Annotated in this window: 21 protein-coding genes; 9 read left to right on the forward strand and 12 right to left on the reverse strand. The window is 55.9% G+C overall.

All coding sequences use genetic code 11. The annotated features are described in order from the left end of the window. Positions 1-9 precede the first annotated feature (9 nt). The 4 genes from B5F94_RS03460 to B5F94_RS03475 are packed head-to-tail and all read left to right on the forward strand — an operon-like array spanning position 10 to position 2,762. Positions 10-369 (forward strand): hypothetical protein, encoded by a 360-nt coding sequence (locus B5F94_RS03460; protein ID WP_087327699.1) that lies wholly within the window; start codon positions 10-12, stop codon positions 367-369. Positions 370-382: 13 nt separating this feature from the next. Beyond that, positions 383-1,162, forward strand: a complete 780-nt coding sequence (locus B5F94_RS03465) for a hypothetical protein (RefSeq protein WP_087327702.1) — start codon at positions 383-385, stop codon at positions 1,160-1,162. An 11-nt stretch (positions 1,163-1,173) separates the two neighbouring features. Beyond that, complete coding sequence (locus B5F94_RS03470; RefSeq protein ID WP_087327705.1) at positions 1,174-1,887, forward strand: hypothetical protein; 714 nt, start codon at positions 1,174-1,176, stop codon at positions 1,885-1,887. Then, on the forward strand, positions 1,884-2,762 hold the full coding sequence (locus B5F94_RS03475; RefSeq protein ID WP_087327708.1) for a DUF4261 domain-containing protein: 879 nt from the start codon (positions 1,884-1,886) through the stop codon (positions 2,760-2,762). Before B5F94_RS03470 ends, B5F94_RS03475 begins: the two co-directional genes overlap by 4 nt. Positions 2,763-3,103: 341 nt before the next feature. Here B5F94_RS03475 and B5F94_RS03480 read toward each other — a convergent pair whose 3' ends face one another. Continuing rightward, positions 3,104-3,706 (reverse strand): hypothetical protein, encoded by a 603-nt coding sequence (locus tag B5F94_RS03480; RefSeq protein WP_143383234.1) that lies wholly within the window; start codon positions 3,704-3,706, stop codon positions 3,104-3,106. Positions 3,707-4,541: 835 nt separating this feature from the next. Here B5F94_RS03480 and B5F94_RS03485 point away from each other — a divergent pair. After that, positions 4,542-5,012, forward strand: coding sequence for a GNAT family N-acetyltransferase (locus tag B5F94_RS03485; protein WP_087327715.1), 471 nt, complete (start codon positions 4,542-4,544; stop codon positions 5,010-5,012). Between the two features lie 55 nt (positions 5,013-5,067). On the opposite strand, the gene B5F94_RS03490 is transcribed toward B5F94_RS03485, so the two are convergent. Further along, a complete protein-coding gene (locus B5F94_RS03490) occupies positions 5,068-5,739 on the reverse strand; it encodes a Crp/Fnr family transcriptional regulator (RefSeq protein ID WP_087327718.1) in 672 nt (223 codons plus the stop codon). A gap of 104 nt (positions 5,740-5,843) precedes the next feature. Here B5F94_RS03490 and hcp point away from each other — a divergent pair, with 104 nt between their 5' ends. Beyond that, entirely contained in the window at positions 5,844-7,481 is a 1,638-nt protein-coding gene (hcp, locus tag B5F94_RS03495) for a hydroxylamine reductase (RefSeq protein WP_087327721.1), read from the forward strand. A gap of 36 nt (positions 7,482-7,517) precedes the next feature. On the opposite strand, the gene B5F94_RS03500 is transcribed toward hcp, so the two are convergent. The 4 genes from B5F94_RS03500 to B5F94_RS03515 form a co-directional block, all read right to left on the reverse strand. Beyond that, entirely contained in the window at positions 7,518-7,994 is a 477-nt protein-coding gene (locus B5F94_RS03500; protein WP_087327724.1) for a TspO/MBR family protein, read from the reverse strand. A gap of 48 nt (positions 7,995-8,042) precedes the next feature. Continuing rightward, positions 8,043-8,648 carry a hypothetical protein gene (locus B5F94_RS03505; RefSeq protein ID WP_087189423.1) on the reverse strand — a complete coding sequence of 202 codons (606 nt, stop codon included), beginning with the start codon at positions 8,646-8,648 and terminating at the stop codon, positions 8,043-8,045. After that, positions 8,636-9,148, reverse strand: coding sequence for a flavodoxin family protein (locus tag B5F94_RS03510; protein WP_087327727.1), 513 nt, complete (start codon positions 9,146-9,148; stop codon positions 8,636-8,638). The genes B5F94_RS03505 and B5F94_RS03510 overlap by 13 nt, the downstream gene beginning before the upstream one ends. Positions 9,149-9,294: 146 nt before the next feature. Continuing rightward, on the reverse strand, positions 9,295-9,876 hold the full coding sequence (locus B5F94_RS03515) for an HD domain-containing protein (RefSeq protein ID WP_087189425.1): 582 nt from the start codon (positions 9,874-9,876) through the stop codon (positions 9,295-9,297). A 791-nt stretch (positions 9,877-10,667) separates the two neighbouring features. On the opposite strand from B5F94_RS03515, the gene B5F94_RS03525 reads away from it, so the two are divergent. Together B5F94_RS03525 and deoC are read left to right on the forward strand one after the other, a co-directional pair. Beyond that, entirely contained in the window at positions 10,668-11,795 is a 1,128-nt protein-coding gene (locus tag B5F94_RS03525) for a DUF362 domain-containing protein (protein WP_087327730.1), read from the forward strand. A 24-nt stretch (positions 11,796-11,819) separates the two neighbouring features. Continuing rightward, a complete protein-coding gene (gene deoC / locus B5F94_RS03530; RefSeq protein WP_087189428.1) occupies positions 11,820-12,485 on the forward strand; it encodes a deoxyribose-phosphate aldolase in 666 nt (221 codons plus the stop codon). Positions 12,486-12,704: 219 nt separating this feature from the next. Here the strand turns inward: deoC and ptsP are convergent, their stop codons facing one another. The 6 genes from ptsP to B5F94_RS03560 all read right to left on the reverse strand — a co-directional run bounded on the left by ptsP (position 12,705) and on the right by B5F94_RS03560 (position 18,812). Beyond that, the gene (gene ptsP / locus B5F94_RS03535) at positions 12,705-14,417 is read right to left on the reverse strand and encodes a phosphoenolpyruvate--protein phosphotransferase (RefSeq protein WP_204247465.1); all 1,713 of its coding nucleotides are present in this window, start codon (positions 14,415-14,417) and stop codon (positions 12,705-12,707) included. A 40-nt stretch (positions 14,418-14,457) separates the two neighbouring features. Next, entirely contained in the window at positions 14,458-14,721 is a 264-nt protein-coding gene (locus B5F94_RS03540; RefSeq protein WP_087189431.1) for an HPr family phosphocarrier protein, read from the reverse strand. A 55-nt stretch (positions 14,722-14,776) separates the two neighbouring features. Then, the gene (locus B5F94_RS03545) at positions 14,777-16,696 is read right to left on the reverse strand and encodes a PTS fructose transporter subunit IIABC (protein WP_087327733.1); all 1,920 of its coding nucleotides are present in this window, start codon (positions 16,694-16,696) and stop codon (positions 14,777-14,779) included. 21 nt (positions 16,697-16,717) lie between these two features. Beyond that, positions 16,718-17,620, reverse strand: coding sequence for a 1-phosphofructokinase (pfkB, locus tag B5F94_RS03550; RefSeq protein WP_087189433.1), 903 nt, complete (start codon positions 17,618-17,620; stop codon positions 16,718-16,720). Then, entirely contained in the window at positions 17,617-18,366 is a 750-nt protein-coding gene (locus tag B5F94_RS03555; protein ID WP_087327736.1) for a DeoR/GlpR family DNA-binding transcription regulator, read from the reverse strand. Before B5F94_RS03555 ends, pfkB begins: the two co-directional genes overlap by 4 nt. Before the next feature lie 263 nt (positions 18,367-18,629). Further along, positions 18,630-18,812 carry a hypothetical protein gene (locus tag B5F94_RS03560; RefSeq protein WP_087189435.1) on the reverse strand — a complete coding sequence of 61 codons (183 nt, stop codon included), beginning with the start codon at positions 18,810-18,812 and terminating at the stop codon, positions 18,630-18,632. A 145-nt stretch (positions 18,813-18,957) separates the two neighbouring features. Here B5F94_RS03560 and B5F94_RS03565 point away from each other — a divergent pair, with 145 nt between their 5' ends. After that, positions 18,958-19,638, forward strand: a complete 681-nt coding sequence (locus tag B5F94_RS03565) for a Crp/Fnr family transcriptional regulator (RefSeq protein ID WP_087327737.1) — start codon at positions 18,958-18,960, stop codon at positions 19,636-19,638. The last annotated feature ends 186 nt before the right edge of the window (positions 19,639-19,824 follow it).

The raw sequence follows: 19,824 nt of genomic DNA on the forward strand, positions 1-19,824 counted from the left end.
GTGAAATTTATGTGGGAGAAGCAAATGTATGAGCTGCTTGATAAACTGAGCCAAATCAATTATGAAGAACTCGATATAGACGATTTCCTAGATCAAAGAGAGTGTGATCCTTTTGACAGTGAATGGGTCAGGGTTTATCAGGCTCTCGAAGAACTGAAAAAGGGAAAAACAGTTGCTGATACCCGAGAAATAGAGAAGAAAGCATACATCACCGTCTACGAAAAATCGGAGAATGATGAGTTGGCAGGGTACATCTCTGAAGACTTTGGACTGATTGCAGACAGCAAACGGTTGGGCTACTCGGACAAATGGCTGGAGAAGCTGATTTCCTGCTATGAAAATGCAAGGATACCTTGCGGGGAACTTTGAGGGAGGTATTGCCATGGGACTTGATATTTACGCCGGAACACTGACCCGGTACTATGCTCACAATTGGAAAACCGTTGTTCAGCAGTGGGCGGAGGAAAACGGATACGCCTTTAACCGGATCACGCCGGATGGAGAAGCTGCTGATAACGAGGAAGAACTGTCCCCGGCTGAGGTCCAGGCGGCGGTGGAGAACTGGCGGGATCAGATCTTGAGCGCCATTTCTCAGCCTGGCCGGCCCCCCTATGCCCCCTGGCCGGAGGATAATGAGAAGCCCTATTACACCGACAAGCCGGATTGGGATGCCTTCGGCGCTATGCTGCTGGTGGCCGCCTGCCATACATATGATGAGCCGGTGCCCCCCACTGTGGAGAAGGACTGGAACTTCGGAGAGCATCCTCTGATCGCCCGCCTTGGATCGGATGAGGAGCGAGTGTGGTCCCTGTTCCGTGGGGCAACTTGGTGGCTGCCTCTGGCGGATGCCTTCTTCTTTCAGGCGCCTCTGCTCACCGATGATCAGGCGATGATCGCCACCCTGGGTGGACTGCGGAAGGAGCTGGAGAAGCTGAACCAGTTGGCGTGGCAGGCCGATGAGGATACCATCCTTGATTGGGCAGACACGGAGGGATACCCGGTAGACGGAACCGTGGGCCCGAATGGACAGTATAGCAAGGCGGACATCCCGGAACACACCCAGTATGACACCCAATCCCTTGCCAAGTTTGCCTTCTCCATGTTCTGGCGTGCCATGCGGTTTGCCGAGGAACAGCAGGTGCCCATTTTGCTGGATTACTGAGGAGAGATTTTATGGGATATGATGTAAGTTTTCACCCAATTTCACCGGAAGAAATGCGGGAATGGTATTTCACCCCGCTTACCTGGATACAGCAGGGGCAGGAGGAAAAGGTGCTGGCCCTTGCCGCGCAGCACGGAATGGAGGATTTCTACGCGGAAAAATATCTGGACACCCTGCGAGTCGGGGCGGAGACAGAGCCTGATGAGTTATTTGATAAGAGCCATGGCTTTTACATTGCGGTGATCCAAGGCTTCTTCCGGGACTACTATTACACTAGAGGGAGCAGTTTTTCCCTTCTGATGGAGGAGAAGCCGGAATATGTCCGGTACTTCACCCCATGGGCGCAGGTGGTGCCAACAGCCTTTCCCAATCCGGCAGAAAATCAGATCATCGAAAACTACTGCTCCGGTGTGTACCTGTCTCGGGATCAGGTCACACAGCTCCTCCGGGATCTGGAGCAGGAACCAAAGGTGCTGGAAGATCTGGAGGGAGTTTGGAGCGATGGGCAGCTTGCGGTGCTGAAAAAGGCGCTTGTCGCTGCGGCAGAATTGGGTGTCGGTTTGCTGGAAGCCACTGAGGTGGTGGAACCTAACCCTATCCGCCCCAATGAGAGTACGAGCTACTCAAACCTGTACCACTGCGACCGGGATGGGGTGTATCTCTACATGGATGCCGCCAGCAGGCAGATCGAGGATGCCATCAGGAGAAGTGAGGGACAAGTATGAGCAATAAAGTGTTCCAGCAAAACTTGAATGACAAAAAAGGCCGCCAGCCTGGTGGCCCCTATCTCATTCAGATGCTGTTCAAAGAGCCGGTGGATATGCCGGACAAGGACGAAATGACCGCTGTAATGGAAAAGCACATTGGCGCTGTAGAGTGTTTTTGCCGTGATAAAAAGATGGCTGGCTTTGCCGCCCTGGATCATATCGCGGAATTTCAGGATGGCAAATGCCCGGTGCAGCTGATGGTGATGAAATGCGACAAGTTCAAGGGCAAAGGCTTTGACGCCTTCCTGATGAGTCAGATGTGGGACTGCCAGGAGGACCGGGAGCGGATATTCAAAGAGTGCCGGTATCAGGTAGTGGCCACCGATATGCTGACGGCGGCGCTCCCGGCGCTGGAGCGGGCCAACCTGGACGCCGACTTCGTGGAGGCCCTTGCGGAGCTGTACCCCACCTGTGAGGCATTCTATTTCCAGAACTGCGGCAAGCTCCTGCTGGCGGAGGATGTGCGTTCCCACCAGATCGAAGGCTCGGATCGTTTCATCCGTTTTGGCGTCAATGTCCGTTTCTTCAACATTGAGGGTACCGAGGATATGCTCATCGATACGGTGGGCATGAGTACCCTGTTCCTGCCGGATCTCCAGTACCACTTCCACGACATGGATCCCAATTGGGTGGTAAACCATGCCTACAATGTGGCGTCCTATATTCTGGAGCATAACAACCCTATTAAGGATGGGGAAACGGTAGACGGCGTAGCGGATGGCCAAATGAGTCGGGAAATCCAGTGGAAGTGCCAGTATGAGGATGCCCTGATCCAGCCACCCAGAGGAGTGTTGGACATCCATATGGGAGAATTTGCTGCTGGGCAGCGGTAAAATATAGTGCGTTTGGAGCAGATAGGGATGCTTTTCTTATATACAAAAGAGTAGGGGCATATTGCTTTTTGACTTGCGCCATCATGCTGCGTATTTTTGGCTCATGCAGTCGTGACCTGTTGTTAAAAACAGCAGACAGACTTCTCGTTGCTCACAACATGAGCCAAACCAATCAAACTGTTGTGTGCGACACTATAGTTCTCCTTAATCATCTTTTTGTGTAAAAGATCTGCCTACACACTGAAAGGGTTACTCTGAGAGGGCCTAAAATATGAGTTTGTGATATCGCATATAATACTTATGTTTTTACTTTACAGATAATCAGCATTGCATCACGAACTTCACTTTGAGAGAGTGTCCCAAATTGTCTGACAGACCTTTTCTCGCTTTGCAAAAATAAAGCTGATGTGTGGGTACATGGCCTGATGCCGCAATACCTGTTGGTATAAGTGGGTTCCAACAAAAGTCTGATTTTTAAATGTGAACTGCCAATGGGATAAATCCGAAATCTGTACCACATGATCGTCTGGGGCAGTACCAATCACATACACCAGTTGTTTACCAGCTATTTGTGTAAGGAGTGCGGCATTTTCATAGGATTGTCTGTTTTGAGATCCTGCAAAATCCTTGTAGAGCTCCAGGATGTTATCTTTGCGGTCTACAATAACATTACTGCCTGACAAAGTATAATCTCCAGCAGGTAAGTACTGCGGCAGGATGATGACGCCATGTTCTGCGCACCAATCGACCATGGGAGATTTACCTTCGCGGCTGTCGCTACTAAGTACGGGCAGCCCGGACAAGTTTGCCAGCAGCAATGCGTGCCGCCAGTTAGGATCGCCCTGCCGCCAGCCACCTTCAGTCCCAACACGGATATCATCTGGAGTAACCTGATAAGCAGATGCTGGCAATGATCTCCTTACACCTATATATCTGGTACCCATCCGACGATGGAGCTCCAGACATATATGATGTCCCACTGATTCCACCAACGATTGTATCCTAGTATGTCTGCCGCGATTGAGCGCATCCAGTGCACACCGGATGGCAGTGGTACCTCTGTGCTTATCCAGTCTCCAGACCAGAGGCCACTTACCGGTCTGCTGATACATATAGGTAGCCCATCCTACACATGGGCCAACCGATATGTCATAGCGGATATAATAAGCCGCATCATCCTGCATAACTGCAAGAATTTTTACTCGATAGATACCATCCATTGGGATCTTAGGTGGGTACATTGACTTGCCTCCCAAACATATAGATTTAAGTTACTGACTGATTATAGGCAAGACAACTCAAATCTATCGGCAGACAATTTCTTTATGATTCACTCTTGAAGATCCACCCCAAAGATGTTAAGATTTTTTAAAAGAAACGAATTCCCCTTGGGTACCTTGTACTTGTCCCCCCGCAAACAAGCACATTGTCCCTAAATAATGACTCACAAAAGAGTCCGAGGAAATTCGTTTCCCCGGGCTCTTTTTTTATTTATTTTCTGTTTTAAGCCCGGTTTTTGGCTTGATTTAGAACTAATTTAGAATTTTTTTGAGAAAGAGATTGGGCGAGTAGCTGGTGGTCAAAATGGTTGGATAAACGACCAGGTTGGAGTGGGATGACCACAAATTGCATCAGAGAAACGAAGTGCCGGGCACGCAAGTGTCCGGCGCTTTTCCGTGCTGATGAAGTTCTCCTGTACCCGCCTGCCCTTGACGCAGACAGGAAAAGCCCCTATAATGAAGGCGTTCCAACAGGCAAAGTGCAGATAGGAGGGCTGTCATGCCGGAAGAGATCAAGATCCTGAACCTGGCCGATGTACCGGAGTATATGGAGGAGGTTTCCCAATGGCTGTGGCTGGAGTGGGCCAAGGCCGACGGGTATTCTCTGGATGAGATCGTTTATCGCACAAAGTATGCTTCCCAGCGGGACACGGTGCCCCAGATGCTGGTGGCAGTCATGGGAGACAAGCCGGTGGGTGTGGTGTCCCTGTGGCTCAATGACGCCAAGACCAGACAGGATCTGTCGCCCTGGATGGCAACTCTGTATGTGAAGGATGAGTACCGCAATCTCCACATCGGACAGCGGCTCCAGGCGGCCAGCATTGAGGCTGTTAGAGCGCTCAAACGTTACCCTTGCCTTTATCTTATTACCAAGTTGGAGAACTACTACGAGAAGATCGGCTGGAAGTTCGTGGACCGTATCCCGGTGGGTGAAGGCGCCACGGAAAAGGTATACCGTTACGATCTGTGAAACTAAAAACCACATGAAACGGGCCTGCCGCATTTGCGGCGGGCCCGTTGTTGTTTCAGAGATGAGACAAATCGGAGGTGAGGGTAAAGCGGTTTCTCTCCACCACCAGCAGCCCGTCCCGCTGCATTTTGCTCAACTCGTTGGACAGAGCGCTGCGCTCCACGTTCAGATAGTCGGCCAGCTGCTGACGGTTGAAGGGAACAGTGAAACTGGGGCTGCCGCTCCGGCGGGCCTGGTAGGACAGATAGGAGAGCAGACGCCCCCGGATGGTTTTGGAAGCGGTGTGGAAGATCTTCCGAGACAAATTCAGATTTTTCTGGGCGGACAAAAGGAGCAGGTTTCGGATCAGCTTGCTGTGGTGGGCGCAGGTATGGGGGCATACTTGTAACACTCGTTCAACATTGAGGAAGAGTACCTGGCTCTCCTCTGCTGCCACTACATCCACCATCAGAGGTTCTCCCGGTACACAGGCATAGGTTTCGGCAAAAATCTGTCCAGGGCCAATTTTGTCCAATACAGTGGTGTTGCCCCACAGGTCGTCGGTCTGGATCAGTATGCTGCCAGAGAGCACCATGCCCAGATCAGTGACATAATCTCCGCTATGGTAGATCTGCTCCCCCTTGGCATATCCTCGCTCCATTGCGCCGAGGCAGTTCAGCATAGCCTCCGCCTCCAGGGAAGATGTTCCCCGGAACAGGGCGGTGTTGGCCAGCAAGGTTCCCTTCATATTTCTCTCCTGAGTGTTGTTTTAACAACAGACTTGTTGTTGATATTATACTATACTAAGCCCGCAACGGCAAGCGGGCCGTGCAAAACCAGGAGGGCTTATCAATGGAACACAATATGTTTTGCTATCAGTGCCAGGAGACCGCCGGCTGCACCGGCTGCACCCGGGTGGGTGTTTGCGGCAAGACCGCCGATGTGGCGGCTATGCAGGATCTGCTGGTCTATGTGACAAAGGGGTTGTCCGCGGTGACCACCGCCCTGCGGGCGCAGGGCCTGCCGGTGGAGCAGGCGGTCAATCACCTCATCACCCTGAATTTATTTACCACCATCACCAATGCTAATTTTGATAAGGAGGCCATTGAGGTCCGCATCCGTGCCACCCTTGAGGCCAAGGCGGATTTGCTGGCCCGGGTAAAGGAACGGGAGAGCCTGCCTGAGGCCGCCCTGTGGGACGGCTCCGGGGATTGGACGGTCAAGGCTGCCCAGGTGGGAGTACTGTCTACTGAAAATGAGGACATTCGCTCTCTGCGGGAGCTCATTACTTACGGCCTCAAGGGCCTGTCCGCCTACTCCAAGCACGCCAATGCGCTGATGCAGGACGATGACGAGGTGGACGCATTCCTTCAGCGGGCTCTGGCGGCTACCCTGGACGACAGCCTTACTGCTGATGACCTGGTGGCCCTGACTTTGGAGACCGGCAAATACGGCGTTCAGGGTATGGCTCTGCTGGACCAGGCCAACACTGGGGCCTACGGCAATCCGGAGATTACCAGGGTCAATATCGGCGTGGGCAAGAATCCGGGTATTCTGGTATCCGGCCACGATCTGAAAGACCTGGAGCAGTTGCTGGAGCAGACCCAGGGCACCGGCGTGGATGTGTATACCCACTCGGAGATGCTGCCTGCCCATTACTACCCCGCCTTCAAGAAGTATTCCAACTTTGTGGGTAACTACGGCAATGCCTGGTGGAAGCAGAAGGAGGAATTCGAGTCCTTCCATGGCCCCATCCTTATGACCACCAACTGCATCGTGCCGCCCAAGGAGAGCTACAAGGACCGGCTGTATACCACCGGAGCCACCGGATTCCCCGGCTGCAAGCACATCACCGGCGGTGTAGGGGAGAAGAAGGACTTCTCCGCCCTCATCGAGCACGCAAAGAAATGCGCTCCCCCTGAGGAGATCGAGACCGGCGAGATCGTGGGCGGCTTTGCCCATGCTCAGGTGCTGGCTCTGGCCGACCAGGTAGTGGAGGCTGTTAAGAACGGCGCCATCAAAAAGTTCGTGGTTATGGCGGGCTGTGACGGCCGGGCCAAGAGCCGGAACTACTACACCGAGTTTGCCAAGGCCCTGCCTCGGGACACGGTGATCCTCACTGCCGGCTGCGCCAAGTACAAGTACAACAAGCTGGACCTGGGGGACATCGGTGGAATTCCCCGGGTGCTGGACGCAGGCCAGTGCAACGACTCTTACTCTCTGGCGGTCATTGCCCTGAAGCTGAAGGAGGTTTTTGGGCTGGACGATATCAACGACCTGCCTATCGTGTACAACATCGCCTGGTATGAGCAGAAGGCGGTCATCGTGCTGCTGGCGTTGTTGTACCTGGGTGTGAAAAACATCCACCTGGGGCCCACACTGCCCGCCTTCCTCAGCCCCAATGTGGTCAAGGTGCTGGTGGACAACTTTGGTATCGCCGGCATTGGTACCGTGGAAGAGGATATGAAGCTGTTTTTTGGCAAGAACTGAATAGAAAATCCGGCAGGCCATGCCTGCCGGATTTTTTTATCGATTGAGATACCAAACGCCTAGGTTAAGGTAGGCGGCAAAACTCACCCACAGCAGGTAGGGGAACAGCAGCCAGGCGGCAATGGGGTCAATCTTGCGGAAGGTGAGGAACAGCCAAAGGATCAGTGCCCATAGCACCACCAGCCAAATAAGGGCAAAACCGAAGGCTTGGAGATTGAAGAACAGGATGCTCCAGAAAAAATTGAAGGCCAGTTGTACGACATAGAGCACCAGCCCCCGGGTTCGGAGATCCGACGGCGGTGAGAGCCAGATCCGGGTAGCGGCGATGGCCATCAGGGCAAAGAGAATGCCCCAGACAATGGGAAAGACGATGGCAGGCGGAGACAGGGGCGGCTGTATAATGGACTGACTGTAGGCCTGAGCTCCGTCCCGGGTGAGCCAGCCGGAGAGAAAGCCCACTCCCTCCGTAACGAGGATAAACAGGGCATAGATTTTCCAGGGAACTTGTTTCATATTGTATCACCTGGAGTCAGTATATACAGAGCCGCGCCCCATTATACCTTACGGGCCTTCGATATCCATGGCGGCCATCTGGGTCTGGGAGTTCCCGAATTGCGCGCCCCGGCTCAGCCAGTACCGGTTGGCGGCCCGCAGGAACAATCCCTTTGTCAACGGCATGGTGATGGAAAGCTGAACAGAGCGGCCTTTTTGAATGGATCGGGCCAGCTTTTGGATCTTTCGACGAGCCATCCCCATAAACGGAGTGGTGGGGAAGGCCTCGCCGCAGCCCATCCGCAGAACACTTCCCAGCTTATGCCCGCCCCGTTTACAGAAGAGCCGGATCATGTCTATCGCCACATCGTTCTGATGGGGCTCCCGAAAGCCGCAGTTAATGATCACATGGACGGTAAGGGGGGCGGTAGGTTGCTCCAGCATGGCCTTCAAAAATTCCATCAGACCGGAAGGTAGGCCATCGGTATAGAGGGGAAAAACCAGCAGCAGGTCGGAGCATTCCCTCAACTGTTCCAGGCAGGCGGTGTGCTGCCGCTGGAGCACGCTGTACTGTTCATATGAGCCGGACCAGGCGGACAAAAAGGCCTGAATGTATTGCTTGGAGTTGGATTTAGGGGCCCGGGGGCTGCCGTTGATAATCATCAGTTTGCCCATGTCTGTACCACCTTTCCGGCCAGCGCTTCCGCCTGGGCCTGGGAGTCCGCGAAGTGAATGGTGTAGTGCTCCGCCAGCGTGTTCAGAGCATTGCGGGCCAACCAGCGGTCGAACACAGCTTGTTCCTCCTTATCCTGAGCTCCGTAGGCCACCACCGTCAGTTCTTTTGGCTTCACGGCACGCTGGACGTGGTGACTTTCTCCGTGGTGAAGGCGGATAAAGGCCTGTTGATTGGGGAGGGAACGCTCCATCAGCCGCTTCATAGGCAGATCATAACAGCCTAGAAATAAGTGACTGACCACTAGTAACCGGTCACAGCGGGCAATATCAGGGTAGATGGACGGGGCGTCATCCCGAATGACGCAGCGGCCCGGTGTCTTGATCCAGCAGCTAAAGCAGCCAACGCAGGGAGCAATCGCCTGTTCCGCCACGTTGACCAGCCGCAAATCACTACCTGCGGGCAAGGAAGAGAGGGGGCAGTCTGTCAATATCAGGTCCATGGGTATGCTACGCTCCTTTTTTCTGTGGGTATACAACAGCTAACAGTATATCATAGATGAGACGGAAAACCTAGTAAAATAATATGAATAAAGAAAAAAGAAGGACCTGCTGTCGGGAGGGGCAGCAGGTCCTTAGATCAGTGAGCTCAAAGGTCGGCGCACTGGGCCTCAATGGAGGCCTCACAGTCCTTCATGGCCTGAAGGGTGCGCTCCAGCAGGTCGTTCAGTTCCCAGCCCAGCAGTTGGGCGCCCTGGGCGATGGTTTCCCGGGAGCAGCCGGCGGCAAAGCGTTTGTCCTTGTACTTCTTTTTCAGACTGGATAACTCCATATCCTGCACGCTCTTGGAGGGACGCATGAGGGCGGCAGCCCCGATCAGGCCGGTGAGCTCGTCGACAGCAAAGAGAACCTTCTCCATCTGGTGCTCCGGCTCTGCGTTGCCCTCGGTCATACCCCAGCCGTGGCTGACCACCGCGTGGATGAGGGCGGGGTCCAGGCCTTGCTCCTCCATGATCTCCCGGACCTTGACGCAGTGCTCGTCGGGATACTGCTCAAAGTCCAGATCGTGGAGGAGTCCTGCTGTGGCCCAGAAGTCAGCCTCCGTCTCATAGCCCAGCTGACGGGCAAACCAGCCCATGACAGCCTCTACGGTAAAGGCGTGACGGAGATGGAAGGGTTCCTTATTGTATGTTTTCAGCAGGTCCAGGGCCTGCGCGCGGGTCAATTCCATGATAACGGCCTCCTTTTGTGCTTTGTCACATTATAGCACAGAAGAACGCCCGATGCAAAGCAATGTGCAGACCTATGGCTGCACCGGCGGAGGAAGAAAGGTTTGCCCGCCGATACCCTCCAGAGGAAAGAGGGGCGCGTGGTAACGGGCAGCAAAGCGCTCCAGCTGGTCCATGGAGTCAATCTGGCGGTATTGAGCGCTGATGCGGTCCTGTACATGAGCGGGCAGGTGGTCAAAGTATTCCTGCGCTCTGGAATCGTGGCGAAACAGGACATAAAGATCCCTGTAATATGCTCTCATCATATCACCCCGAAGTTAGGATGTGCGGTATGAAGCTGCTCTATAGGTGGAAAAATGAAGGAGTTGCTGCAAGAATAGGTTCGTCGATTTGGCCAGGGAAAAAGATGAATGAAAAATAGGTGCTGATATTTGCGGCAAACCTGGAAAAAACGACACTCTGAAAAGGCAATCAAAATAGAATGATAGTTTACATAATTAAATGCATGAGAGGCGGAAATATGAGGGCCAGAATGGAGATGTCTGATTTGTGGATGAATTTGTCCACATATCCACAGAGATTTCCACAATGGGAAAAAGAAGAAAAAGGAAACTGCCTGGTTTTCGGTAACATAATGCAAAAATAAGGCGCAGATGAAAGAACACAGAGGGCACCTTTCAAAGTGGGGTGGCGAAAAAGGCGTGCACAAGAAAAGCACTTGCGGTTCCCGGAAAACCGGTATAAAATAAGTTGAATAAACATTACAGTGTAAACTGGGAGGAATGTTACACCTATGGAACAGGCAAAGGTATACTACTCTGACCTGCGCTGTCAGCCTGGGAAAAACCTGCTGAATAAGTTGGAGAAGCTGATCCGCACTGCCGGGATCGGCGAGATCGATTTTGACCATAAGCTGGTAGCTATCAAGATGCACTTCGGAGAGCCGGGCAATCTGGCCTTTCTGCGGCCCAACTACGCGAAAGTGGTTGCGGATGTGGTAAAGAGTCTGGGCGGCGTGCCCTTCCTGACCGACTGCAACACCCTGTATCCCGGCCGGCGAAAGAATGCCCTGGAGCATCTGGATGCCGCTTTTGAGAATGGTTTCTCTCCGCTGTCTACCGGCTGTCAGGTTATTATCGGCGACGGCCTGCGTGGTAACGATGATGTGGAGGTGCCTGTGGAGGGCGCGGAGCACATCACCACGGCCAAGATCGGCAAGGCCATTATGGAGGCTGATGTGATCATTTCTCTGTCTCACTTCAAGGGTCATGAGCAGACCGGCTTTGGCGGCGCCATCAAGAACCTGGGCATGGGCTGCGGTTCCCGCCGGGGCAAGATGGAGCAGCACGCTCAGGGTAAGCCGGTGGTTGAGCAGAAGCACTGTGTGGGTTGTCGGAAGTGTTCCGCCCAGTGTGCCCATGATGCTATCTCCTACGGGGAGGACCGGAAGGCTTCCATTGATCAGAATAAGTGTGTGGGCTGCGGGCGCTGCATCGCAGTGTGCAACGCCGACGCCATCCACGCGGGCTACGACGCCGCCATGGAGGAGCTGAGCTGCCGTATGGCGGAATATGCTAAGGCAGTGGTGGACGGCCGTCCCCAGTTCCATATCAGCCTGGTCATCGATGTGTCCCCCTACTGTGACTGCCACAGCGAGAATGATCTGCCCATCCTGCCTGACGTGGGGATGTTTGCTTCCTTCGATGCCGTGGCGCTGGATCAGGCCTGTGCCGACGCCTGCCTGCGTCAGACTCCCATCCCCGGCTCCGCACTGGATGAACAGATGCACCGGTCCGGCTTCTGCGACCACCACGACCACTTTATCAACAGTATGCCGGAAACGGACTGGAAGGTTTGTCTGGCGCACTGTGAAAAGATCGGTGTGGGTACCCGTGCCTATGAGCTGATCGAGGTAAAATAACGCCCAAAGAAAGGAAGATTTGACATGGACGTAAAGGAGATTCTGGCCCACTGTGACCACACGCTGCTCAAGCAGGAGTCTACCTGGGGGCAGATCAAGGCTGTGTGTGACGATGGCCTGAAGTACGAGTGTGCCTCCGTCTGCATCCCCGCCTCTTTTGTCAAGCAGGCAGCTGACTATGTGGGAAATGATTTGAAGATCTGCACCGTCATTGGTTTCCCCAACGGCTACTCCACCACCGCTGTTAAGGTCTTTGAGACTGAGGACGCTATTCGCAATGGCGCTGATGAGATTGATATGGTCATCAATATCGGCTGGGTCAAGGACCAGCGGTGGGATGACCTGCTGGAGGAGATCAAGTCTATCAAAGCCTCCTGCCAGGGGCGCATCCTGAAGGTCATCGTGGAGACCTGCCTGCTCACCCAGGAGGAGAAGGTAAAGATGTGCCAGATCGTCACCGAGGCGGGGGCCGACTATATCAAGACCTCCACCGGCTTTTCTACCGGCGGCGCTACCCGGGAGGATGTGGCCCTCTTCAAGGCCAACGTGGGTCCCCAGGTGCGTATCAAGGCCGCTGGCGGCATCCGCACCCTTCAGGATGCTGAGGACTTCATCAACCTGGGCGCCGACCGCCTGGGTACTTCCGCCATCGTCAAGCTGGTAAAGGGCCAGACTCCTCAGGGCTACTGAGCTGGTCCAATCGTTCAGAACACAAAAAGGCTTCCCTGCACGACAGCGCAGGGAAGCCTTTTTAAGCTTATTCAGAAAATCAGGAAACCTGTGACACAGGTCAAATCCGATCCGCCAGGGAGACCGCTTTTGAGTCAAGCGTTTGAATCCTGACAGAGCGGCCCCCGCCAAAAGCCGGGGGCCGCTCTGTTTGATGAGGAAGAAGGAAAAAGGATAGGTTTAGTCTTTGACTGCGGACTGGAGATAACCCTCCACGCCGGAGGCGGTGGACAGGCTCATGGCCTCTTGGGTTACCTGGGCTGCCTGGGCAGCGTGCCAGCGATGGATCTGAGCACGGGTAGCCAGTACAGCGGAGGAACTGACGGAAAACTCATCCAGTCCCCAGGTCATGAGCAGGGGGATGAGCCGGGGATCGGCGGCAGCCTCGCCGCACATACCCACCGGAATACCAGCCTCTTTGGCGGCAGTAATCACGCTGCGGATGGAACGGAGCACAGCGGGATGGAAGGTGGTGTACAGATTTTCCACCTGGGCATTGCCCCGGTCCACTGCCATGGTGTACTGAGTCAGGTCATTGGTGCCGATGGAGAAGAAGTCGCACTCCCGCGCCAACAGGTCAGCGATGAGGGCGGCAGCGGGAGTCTCCACCATGATACCCAGGGGGATGTCCTTGTGGTAGGGCAGACCCTCAGCTTCCAGCTCGGCCTTGCAGGTCTCCAGCAGAGCCCGGGCGCCGCGGATCTCCTCCAGAGAGGTGACCAGGGGCAGCATAATCTTGATGTTCTTTTCCTCGGCGCCTGCCCGCAGCAGGGCCCGAAGCTGGACCTTGTACAGGTCGGGGTTGTCCAGGCAGTAGCGGATGGCCCGGTGGCCCAGGAAGGGGTTGTCCTCGTGTGCCATCCCCAGGTACTCTACCGCCTTGTCGCCGCCTACATCCAGGGTGCGGATGATAACCTCTTTGCCCGCCATGATGCGGGAGACAGCCAAATAGGCCTCATACTGTTCAGTTTCAGTAGGCACGCTGTTCCGGTCCATGAACAGGAACTCGGTGCGGAACAGGCCGATGCCCTCGGCGCCAGCTTCCGCGGCTGCGCCAGCCTCCGCGGGGGAGCCGATGTTGGAGTACAGGGCGTAACGGTTGCCCTCGGCATCCACGGTCTCCCGGTCCCGGTAGACAGCCAGCAGGGCCTTTCTGCGGAGGAACTCCTCCTGCTTGGCCAAATACTCGGCCAGAGTGCGCTGGTCCGGGTTGACCATGGCGGTCCCTTCGCTGCCGTCCACGATGACGCTGTCGCCGTCCTTCAGCTGCTCCATGACCCGGGGCACGCTGAGTACGGCGGGCAGCTCCAGGGCCCGGGCCAGGATGGCGGAGTGGCTGGTCCGGCCGCCCACCTCGGTGAGGATGGCTGCAACGTGCTCTTTGTCCAGGCCCACCGTCATGGAGGGCGTCAGATCATGGGCTACCAGCACACTGCCTGCGGGCAGATGACTCACATCCACGCCGGTGACCCCCAGCAGGATGGCCAGCATCCGGCTGCGGATGTCCCGCACATCGGTGGCGCGCTGGCGCATGAGCTCGTCATCCACTCCGGCGAACATCTCGGCGTACATGGTGCACACCTGATCCACCGCTGCCTCGGCGCACTGGCCGGCATCAATGACCTCCTCCATCTGGCTCTGCATAAAGGGGTCGCTCAGCATCATGATCTGGCCGGTGAGGATCTCGGATTCCTTTTCTCCCACCTGTGCCCGGATGTGCTCCGCCATGGCGGTGGTCTTCTCGTTAAACTGGGTGATAGCTGCCTGGAGCCGATCTTTCTCTACCTCTTTGCCGCCGTATTTCACGGCGGAGTAGTCCAGACTTTGCTCCCGGACGCAGACGGCCTTACCGATGCCGATTCCGTCCGAAGCGGCGATGCCCCGTAAGATCATAGCGGTCTCCTCCTGTTTGTCGGTTCGGGGGTCCGGGCGATCACTCGCCCAGACCGGATTCCACCAGCTCCACAGCGGCCTTCAGAGCGTCGGCCTCCTGCTCGCCGCAGCACTGGATCTCGATCTCGCTGCCCTGCTTGATGCAGGCGGCCATCAGATGCATGATGCTCTTGGCGTTGATGTTCTTGCCGTTGAAAACGATGGTGACGTCGCTCTTGTACTTGGCCATGGTATTGACAAAGAGCTGAGCGGGACGCATATGCATACCCTGGGGATTGACGATCTTAGTCTTAGCGGTAACCATAGTAATACTTCCTTTCTGTATTCAGTCAAATGGGATGGATGAGGTGATAATTTGGTTAAGCCTTTTTCTTTTTGAGCAGGCCCAGCAGAATCATGCCGACCAGAGAGCCCACCACAAGGGCGACCACATAGCCCAGGATATTGGTCATGACGGGGAAGACGAAGATGCCGCCATGAGGTGCGGGGAGGGCGCAGCCAAAGGCCATGGACAGAGCGCCAGCCACACCGGAGCCCACGATACAAGCGGGCAGGACGCGGAGAGGATCGCTGGCGGCGAAGGGAATGGCACCCTCGGTGATGAAGCACAGGCCCATGATGTAGTTGACCACGCCGGACTTGCGCTCATCCTCGGTGAAACGGTTGCGGAAGAAGGTGGTGGCCAGAGCAATGGCGATGGGGGGCACCATGCCGCCGATCATGACGGCAGCCATGATATCGGAGCCCTGTCCGGCGGCCATGGTGGCCAGAGTGGAGGTGCCAAACACATAAGCGGCCTTATTGAAGGGACCGCCCATATCCACGGCCATCATACCGGCCAGTACGATACCGAGCACAATCTTGCTGCCCTCGCCCATGGCCTCCAGACCGGAGTACAGAGCGGTGTTGATGGCGCCCACAATGGGATTGATGAGGCACATAAACAGGCCGATGATGAGAAGTCCCACCACGGGATAGATCAGGATAGGTTTGAGGCCCTCCAATGCCCGGGGCAGCTTGTCGCAGACCTTCCGCATACCCAGCATCAGGTAGCCGCCGGCAAAACCGGCAATGAGCGCGCCCAGGAAGCCTGCGGAGACGGAAGTGCCGGAGGGGGAGGCGAAGGTAGCGCCGGACACGGCCAGTGCGCCGCCCACGAAGCCGACCATCAGGCCGGGCCGGTCGGCAATGGACATGGCAATGTAGCCGGCCAGAATGGGCAGCATGAAGTTGAAGGCCACGCCGCCGATGTTTTTGAACCATGCGGCAATGGGGGTGTTGGTGCCGAAGTTGGCGTAGTCAATGGAGGCGTCGTCCAGCAGGAAGGCCAGAGCGATGAGAATGCCGCCGCCGATCACGAAAGGCAGCATATGGCTGACGCCGTTCATCAGCTGCTTGTACAGCTTGCGGCCAAGGCTTTCATTAGAGGTCTCCTGAACCACCTGGCCGGCGTGATGATAGATGGGGGCGTTGGGTGCCTGACGGATCAGCTCCTCCGGCTTGTGGATGCCATCGGAGACGGGCACCCGCAGGACGGGCTTGCCGTTAAAGCGGGCCAGATCAACCTCTTTGTCGGCGGCAATGATGATGCCGTCACAGGTGTCGATCTCTGCCTGGGTCAGAATGTTTTTGGCGCCGCCGGAGCCCTGGGTTTCCACCTTGACGGAGATGCCGATCTCTTTGCCCTTTTTCTCCAGAGCCTCGGCAGCCATGTAGGTGTGGGCAATGCCGGTGGGGCAGGCGGTGACAGCCAGGATGCGGGGACCGGCTGCGGGGGTTTCAACAACGGAGGCGGGGGTTTCTGCGGGGACCTCTTCAGGGAATTTGGCAGCTTCGTATTTATCGATGACTTCCATGAAGGTTTTGGGGTCAGAGGCGGCGCGCAGCTCGCTGACAAAGTTGAAATCCATCAGCAGCACCATCAGGTGGGAGAGAATCTCCAAATGCAGATCCCCGTCCATGGGAGCGGCAATCATGAAGAAGAGGTCAGAGGGCTGGCCGTCCATGGCTCCGTAATCCACGCCCTCTTTCAGAATGCAGGCGGCCAGACTGGGGGATTTGACGCAGGCGCTTTTGGCGTGGGGCACGGCAATGCCCATCTCAATGGCGGTGCTGGTCTGGGACTCACGAGCCAGAATGGCCTGCTTATAGGTCTCCCGATCGGTGAGACAGCCACTTTTGCTTTGCAGGTCCACCAGCAGATCGATGGCGCCTTCCTTATCGGCGGCAGACGCTCCCAGTGCGATTTTTTCCGGGCTCAGCAGATCGATGATGCGCATGGTAGTGAGCTCCTTTCTGATTTAGAAGGTATGGATCAGTGCCATGATTTGTTCTTTGGTGGCCAGTCCGTCGGCAAAGGCAGTGGCGGAACCGGCAGCAGCGCCCAGACGCTGGGCATAGGCGTAGTCGCCGGTTTCCAGCCAGCCGGCCAGGAAGCCAGCTACCATGGAGTCACCGGCCCCCACCGAGTTGCGGACTTTACCCTTAGGTACGCCCAGACGGTGGCAGTTCCCGCGCTCGTCTACCAGCAGGGAGCCGTCTCCTGCCATGGAGACCAGTACGTTGCGGGCACCCTTGGCCTGCAGCTGGGCGGCGCAGTGCCGGATCTCGGTATCGGTGACAGGAGTCTTCCCGAAAATCTCACCCAGCTCGAGATTGTTGGGTTTGATGAGGAAGGGGTGATAGGGGAGTGCGCTGCACAGCAGATCCCGGGTGCTGTCCACCACAAACTGAATCCCCCGATCTTCCAGCCGGGCCAGAATCTGCTCGTACACGTCGTGAGACAGGGCGGCAGGCACGGAGCCGGAGATCACCAGGATGTCCCCGGCCTCCAGTCGGTCCAGCTTATCTTGCAGAGACCGCAGAGCCACTGGCCCGATGGTAGGACCCTGGCCGTTGATTTCAGTCTCGTCGCCTCCCTTGACCTTGACATTGATGCGGGTCAGCCCATCGGGAAGCCAGATGAAGTCGGTGCGGATGCCCTGGCTCCGGAGACCCTCCTCCAGGGCCCGGCCGGTGAAGCCGGCCAGGAAACCAAGTGCTACATTTTCCACACCCAGGGCGGACAAAACAGTGGACACGTTGATGCCCTTGCCGCCATACTGGATCTCCTCGCTCTGGGTGCGGTTGATCTGGCCTGGACGCAAAGCGTCCATCCAAACCACATAGTCCAGAGCGGGATTAAAGGTTACTGTATAGATCATGCGGATACCTCCTTGATCACCGTGTGTTCCAGATAGCTGGGGTCGGGCAGATGCTCGGTAATAATAGTGGCCTTTTCCAGAGGAAGTACAGTCACAGTGGATACCAACTCAAATTTGCTGCTGTCGGCCAGTACAAAGGTGAGGTAGGACTGCTCGGCGGCTTTGGTCTTGATGGCGGCCTCCTCCGGGTCGGGGGTGGTGAAGCCTTGACGGATGGTAATGCCGTTAATGCCCAGGAAGGCCTTGGTGAAGTTATACTTACCAAGCTCTTCCAACGCGCCGGTACCCACCACAGCCCAGGTGCCAGGCTTAAGATAGCCGCCCAACACATAGCCGCGCAGCCCCAGTTCCATCAGCCGTTGGGCGCAGGCAATACCGTTGGTGACAAAGGTAGCACGGGAACTCTTTAAGTACTCCAGCATCCGTACCGTGGTAGTCCCTGCGTCCAGGTAGACCACGTCGTCATTGTTGATAAGCTCGGCGGCATAATGGGCGATGAGATCTTTTTCATCCCGGTGGAGCAGGGACTTGGTGGTTACGTCCGGTTCTTCCCCCTGAAAGGTGCTGCTGGTCAGGACCGCTCCGCCATGTACCTTGTTTAGTCTGCCCTGGCGGGCCAGGATGGTGAGATCCCGCCGGATGGTGGCCTCTGATGCGCCGGTGAGCTCGCACAGACGCGTTACGCTGGCAGCCCTGCTGTTGGTCAGTTCCTGTAGGATGGTTTCAAAACGCTGCTCTGCCAACATTGAGAATCCCTCCTCTATGCTCTAGTTTGATTGAAAATGACTGTTCTATCTTGCGACTTCAATATAGCACTGATAACAATCATAGTCAATCATAATCAGTCAAGTTTACGCACAAAAAATCAGACTGCTTTTTAAACAGTCTGACGAATTGATCGGGGCGTCCTCTGGTAAAATCCAGCTAAAAAAGAAAACTCAAGATAGGAAGCAAGCAAAAACGAACAAAAAAGGTGCGCCGGTGGAGAAAAAACACCGGCGCATAGATATTACTGGAGCAGACCCATAATCATGGTAACAATTCCGGCTACCAGGAGCACAGCTCCACCTACCTTTGTAGTGATGCTGGAGCGCATCCGCCGAAAAACGGTTTGCAGTTTTTCAAAGGGGATCAGAAGGAAAATCAGGCCCAGGATGATGAACAGAGCGCCCAGGGAGAAATAGACCATCATGGTTTCACCCACCGTTTCTTATGGAGTAGTTTCATCTTACCAGTTCTGGCCTGGTATTGCAAGAGTTCCTTGTATTTCGAAGGGACATCTGATAGGATAACAGAGAAATCAGGTGAGGAGCCGAGAGCTTCAATGGAGGGTATCCATGCGGGAATATGGGGGAGCGCTGCGCCGGACGGCGCTGTTTCGCGGAATGGAAGAGGAGGAGCTGTTTGCCCTGCTGGATTGTATGGGCGGCGGTGTGCGGCGGTATCCGCGGGGGACTGCGGTGCTTCGAGCGGGAGATCCAGCTACCCATTTGGGCGTGGTACTGGCCGGTCAGGTGCAGGTGAGCCGCATCCGACCTGACGGGCAGCGGATCGTGATGGGGGAGATGGGGCCAGGACGGCTGTTTGCCGAGTCCTATGCCTGTGCCGGGGCGGAGAGTTTACCGGTCACCGTTACCGCCACAGCGGATACAGCGGTGCTGCTGCTGGATTGCAGGCGGCTGTCTACCCCCTGTGCCTCGGCCTGCGGAGCCCACGGAAAACTGATCCACAACCTGCTGTGGGTGCTGGCTGAGAAAAATCTGTTTCTCACGGGGAAACTGGATCACCTCTCAGGACGAACCATTCGGGAGCGGCTGCTCTCCTACTTGGAGGAGGAGGCAGCCCGCACCGGTCGGACCACGGTGGTGGTGCCCTTTGACCGCCAGGCGCTGGCAGACTACCTCTGTGTGGATCGAAGCGCACTATCCCGCACCATCGGCCAGCTGCAAAAGGAAGGGGTGCTGGAGGCCGACCGCCGGCGATTCCGTCTGAAGGGGCTGCCAGAGTCTCAGAAATAAGAAAGCGGGCCTGTTGCAAAATGCGCAGCTCGTACAAAGACCCGTCATTCCGAGAAAAACGGCCGCCCGGTGGGCGGCCGTTTTTCGTGGGAATCCGCCCCTTTTGCCGAGGAAACGGATTGCCACGCCAGTGTGCGCACTGGCTCGCAATGACAGGCTTGTGCAAAACAGCTATTTTGCAACAGG

Source organism: Flavonifractor sp. An4 (assembly GCF_002161755.1).
Taxonomy (GTDB): Bacteria; Bacillota; Clostridia; order Oscillospirales; family Oscillospiraceae; genus Flavonifractor; species Flavonifractor avicola.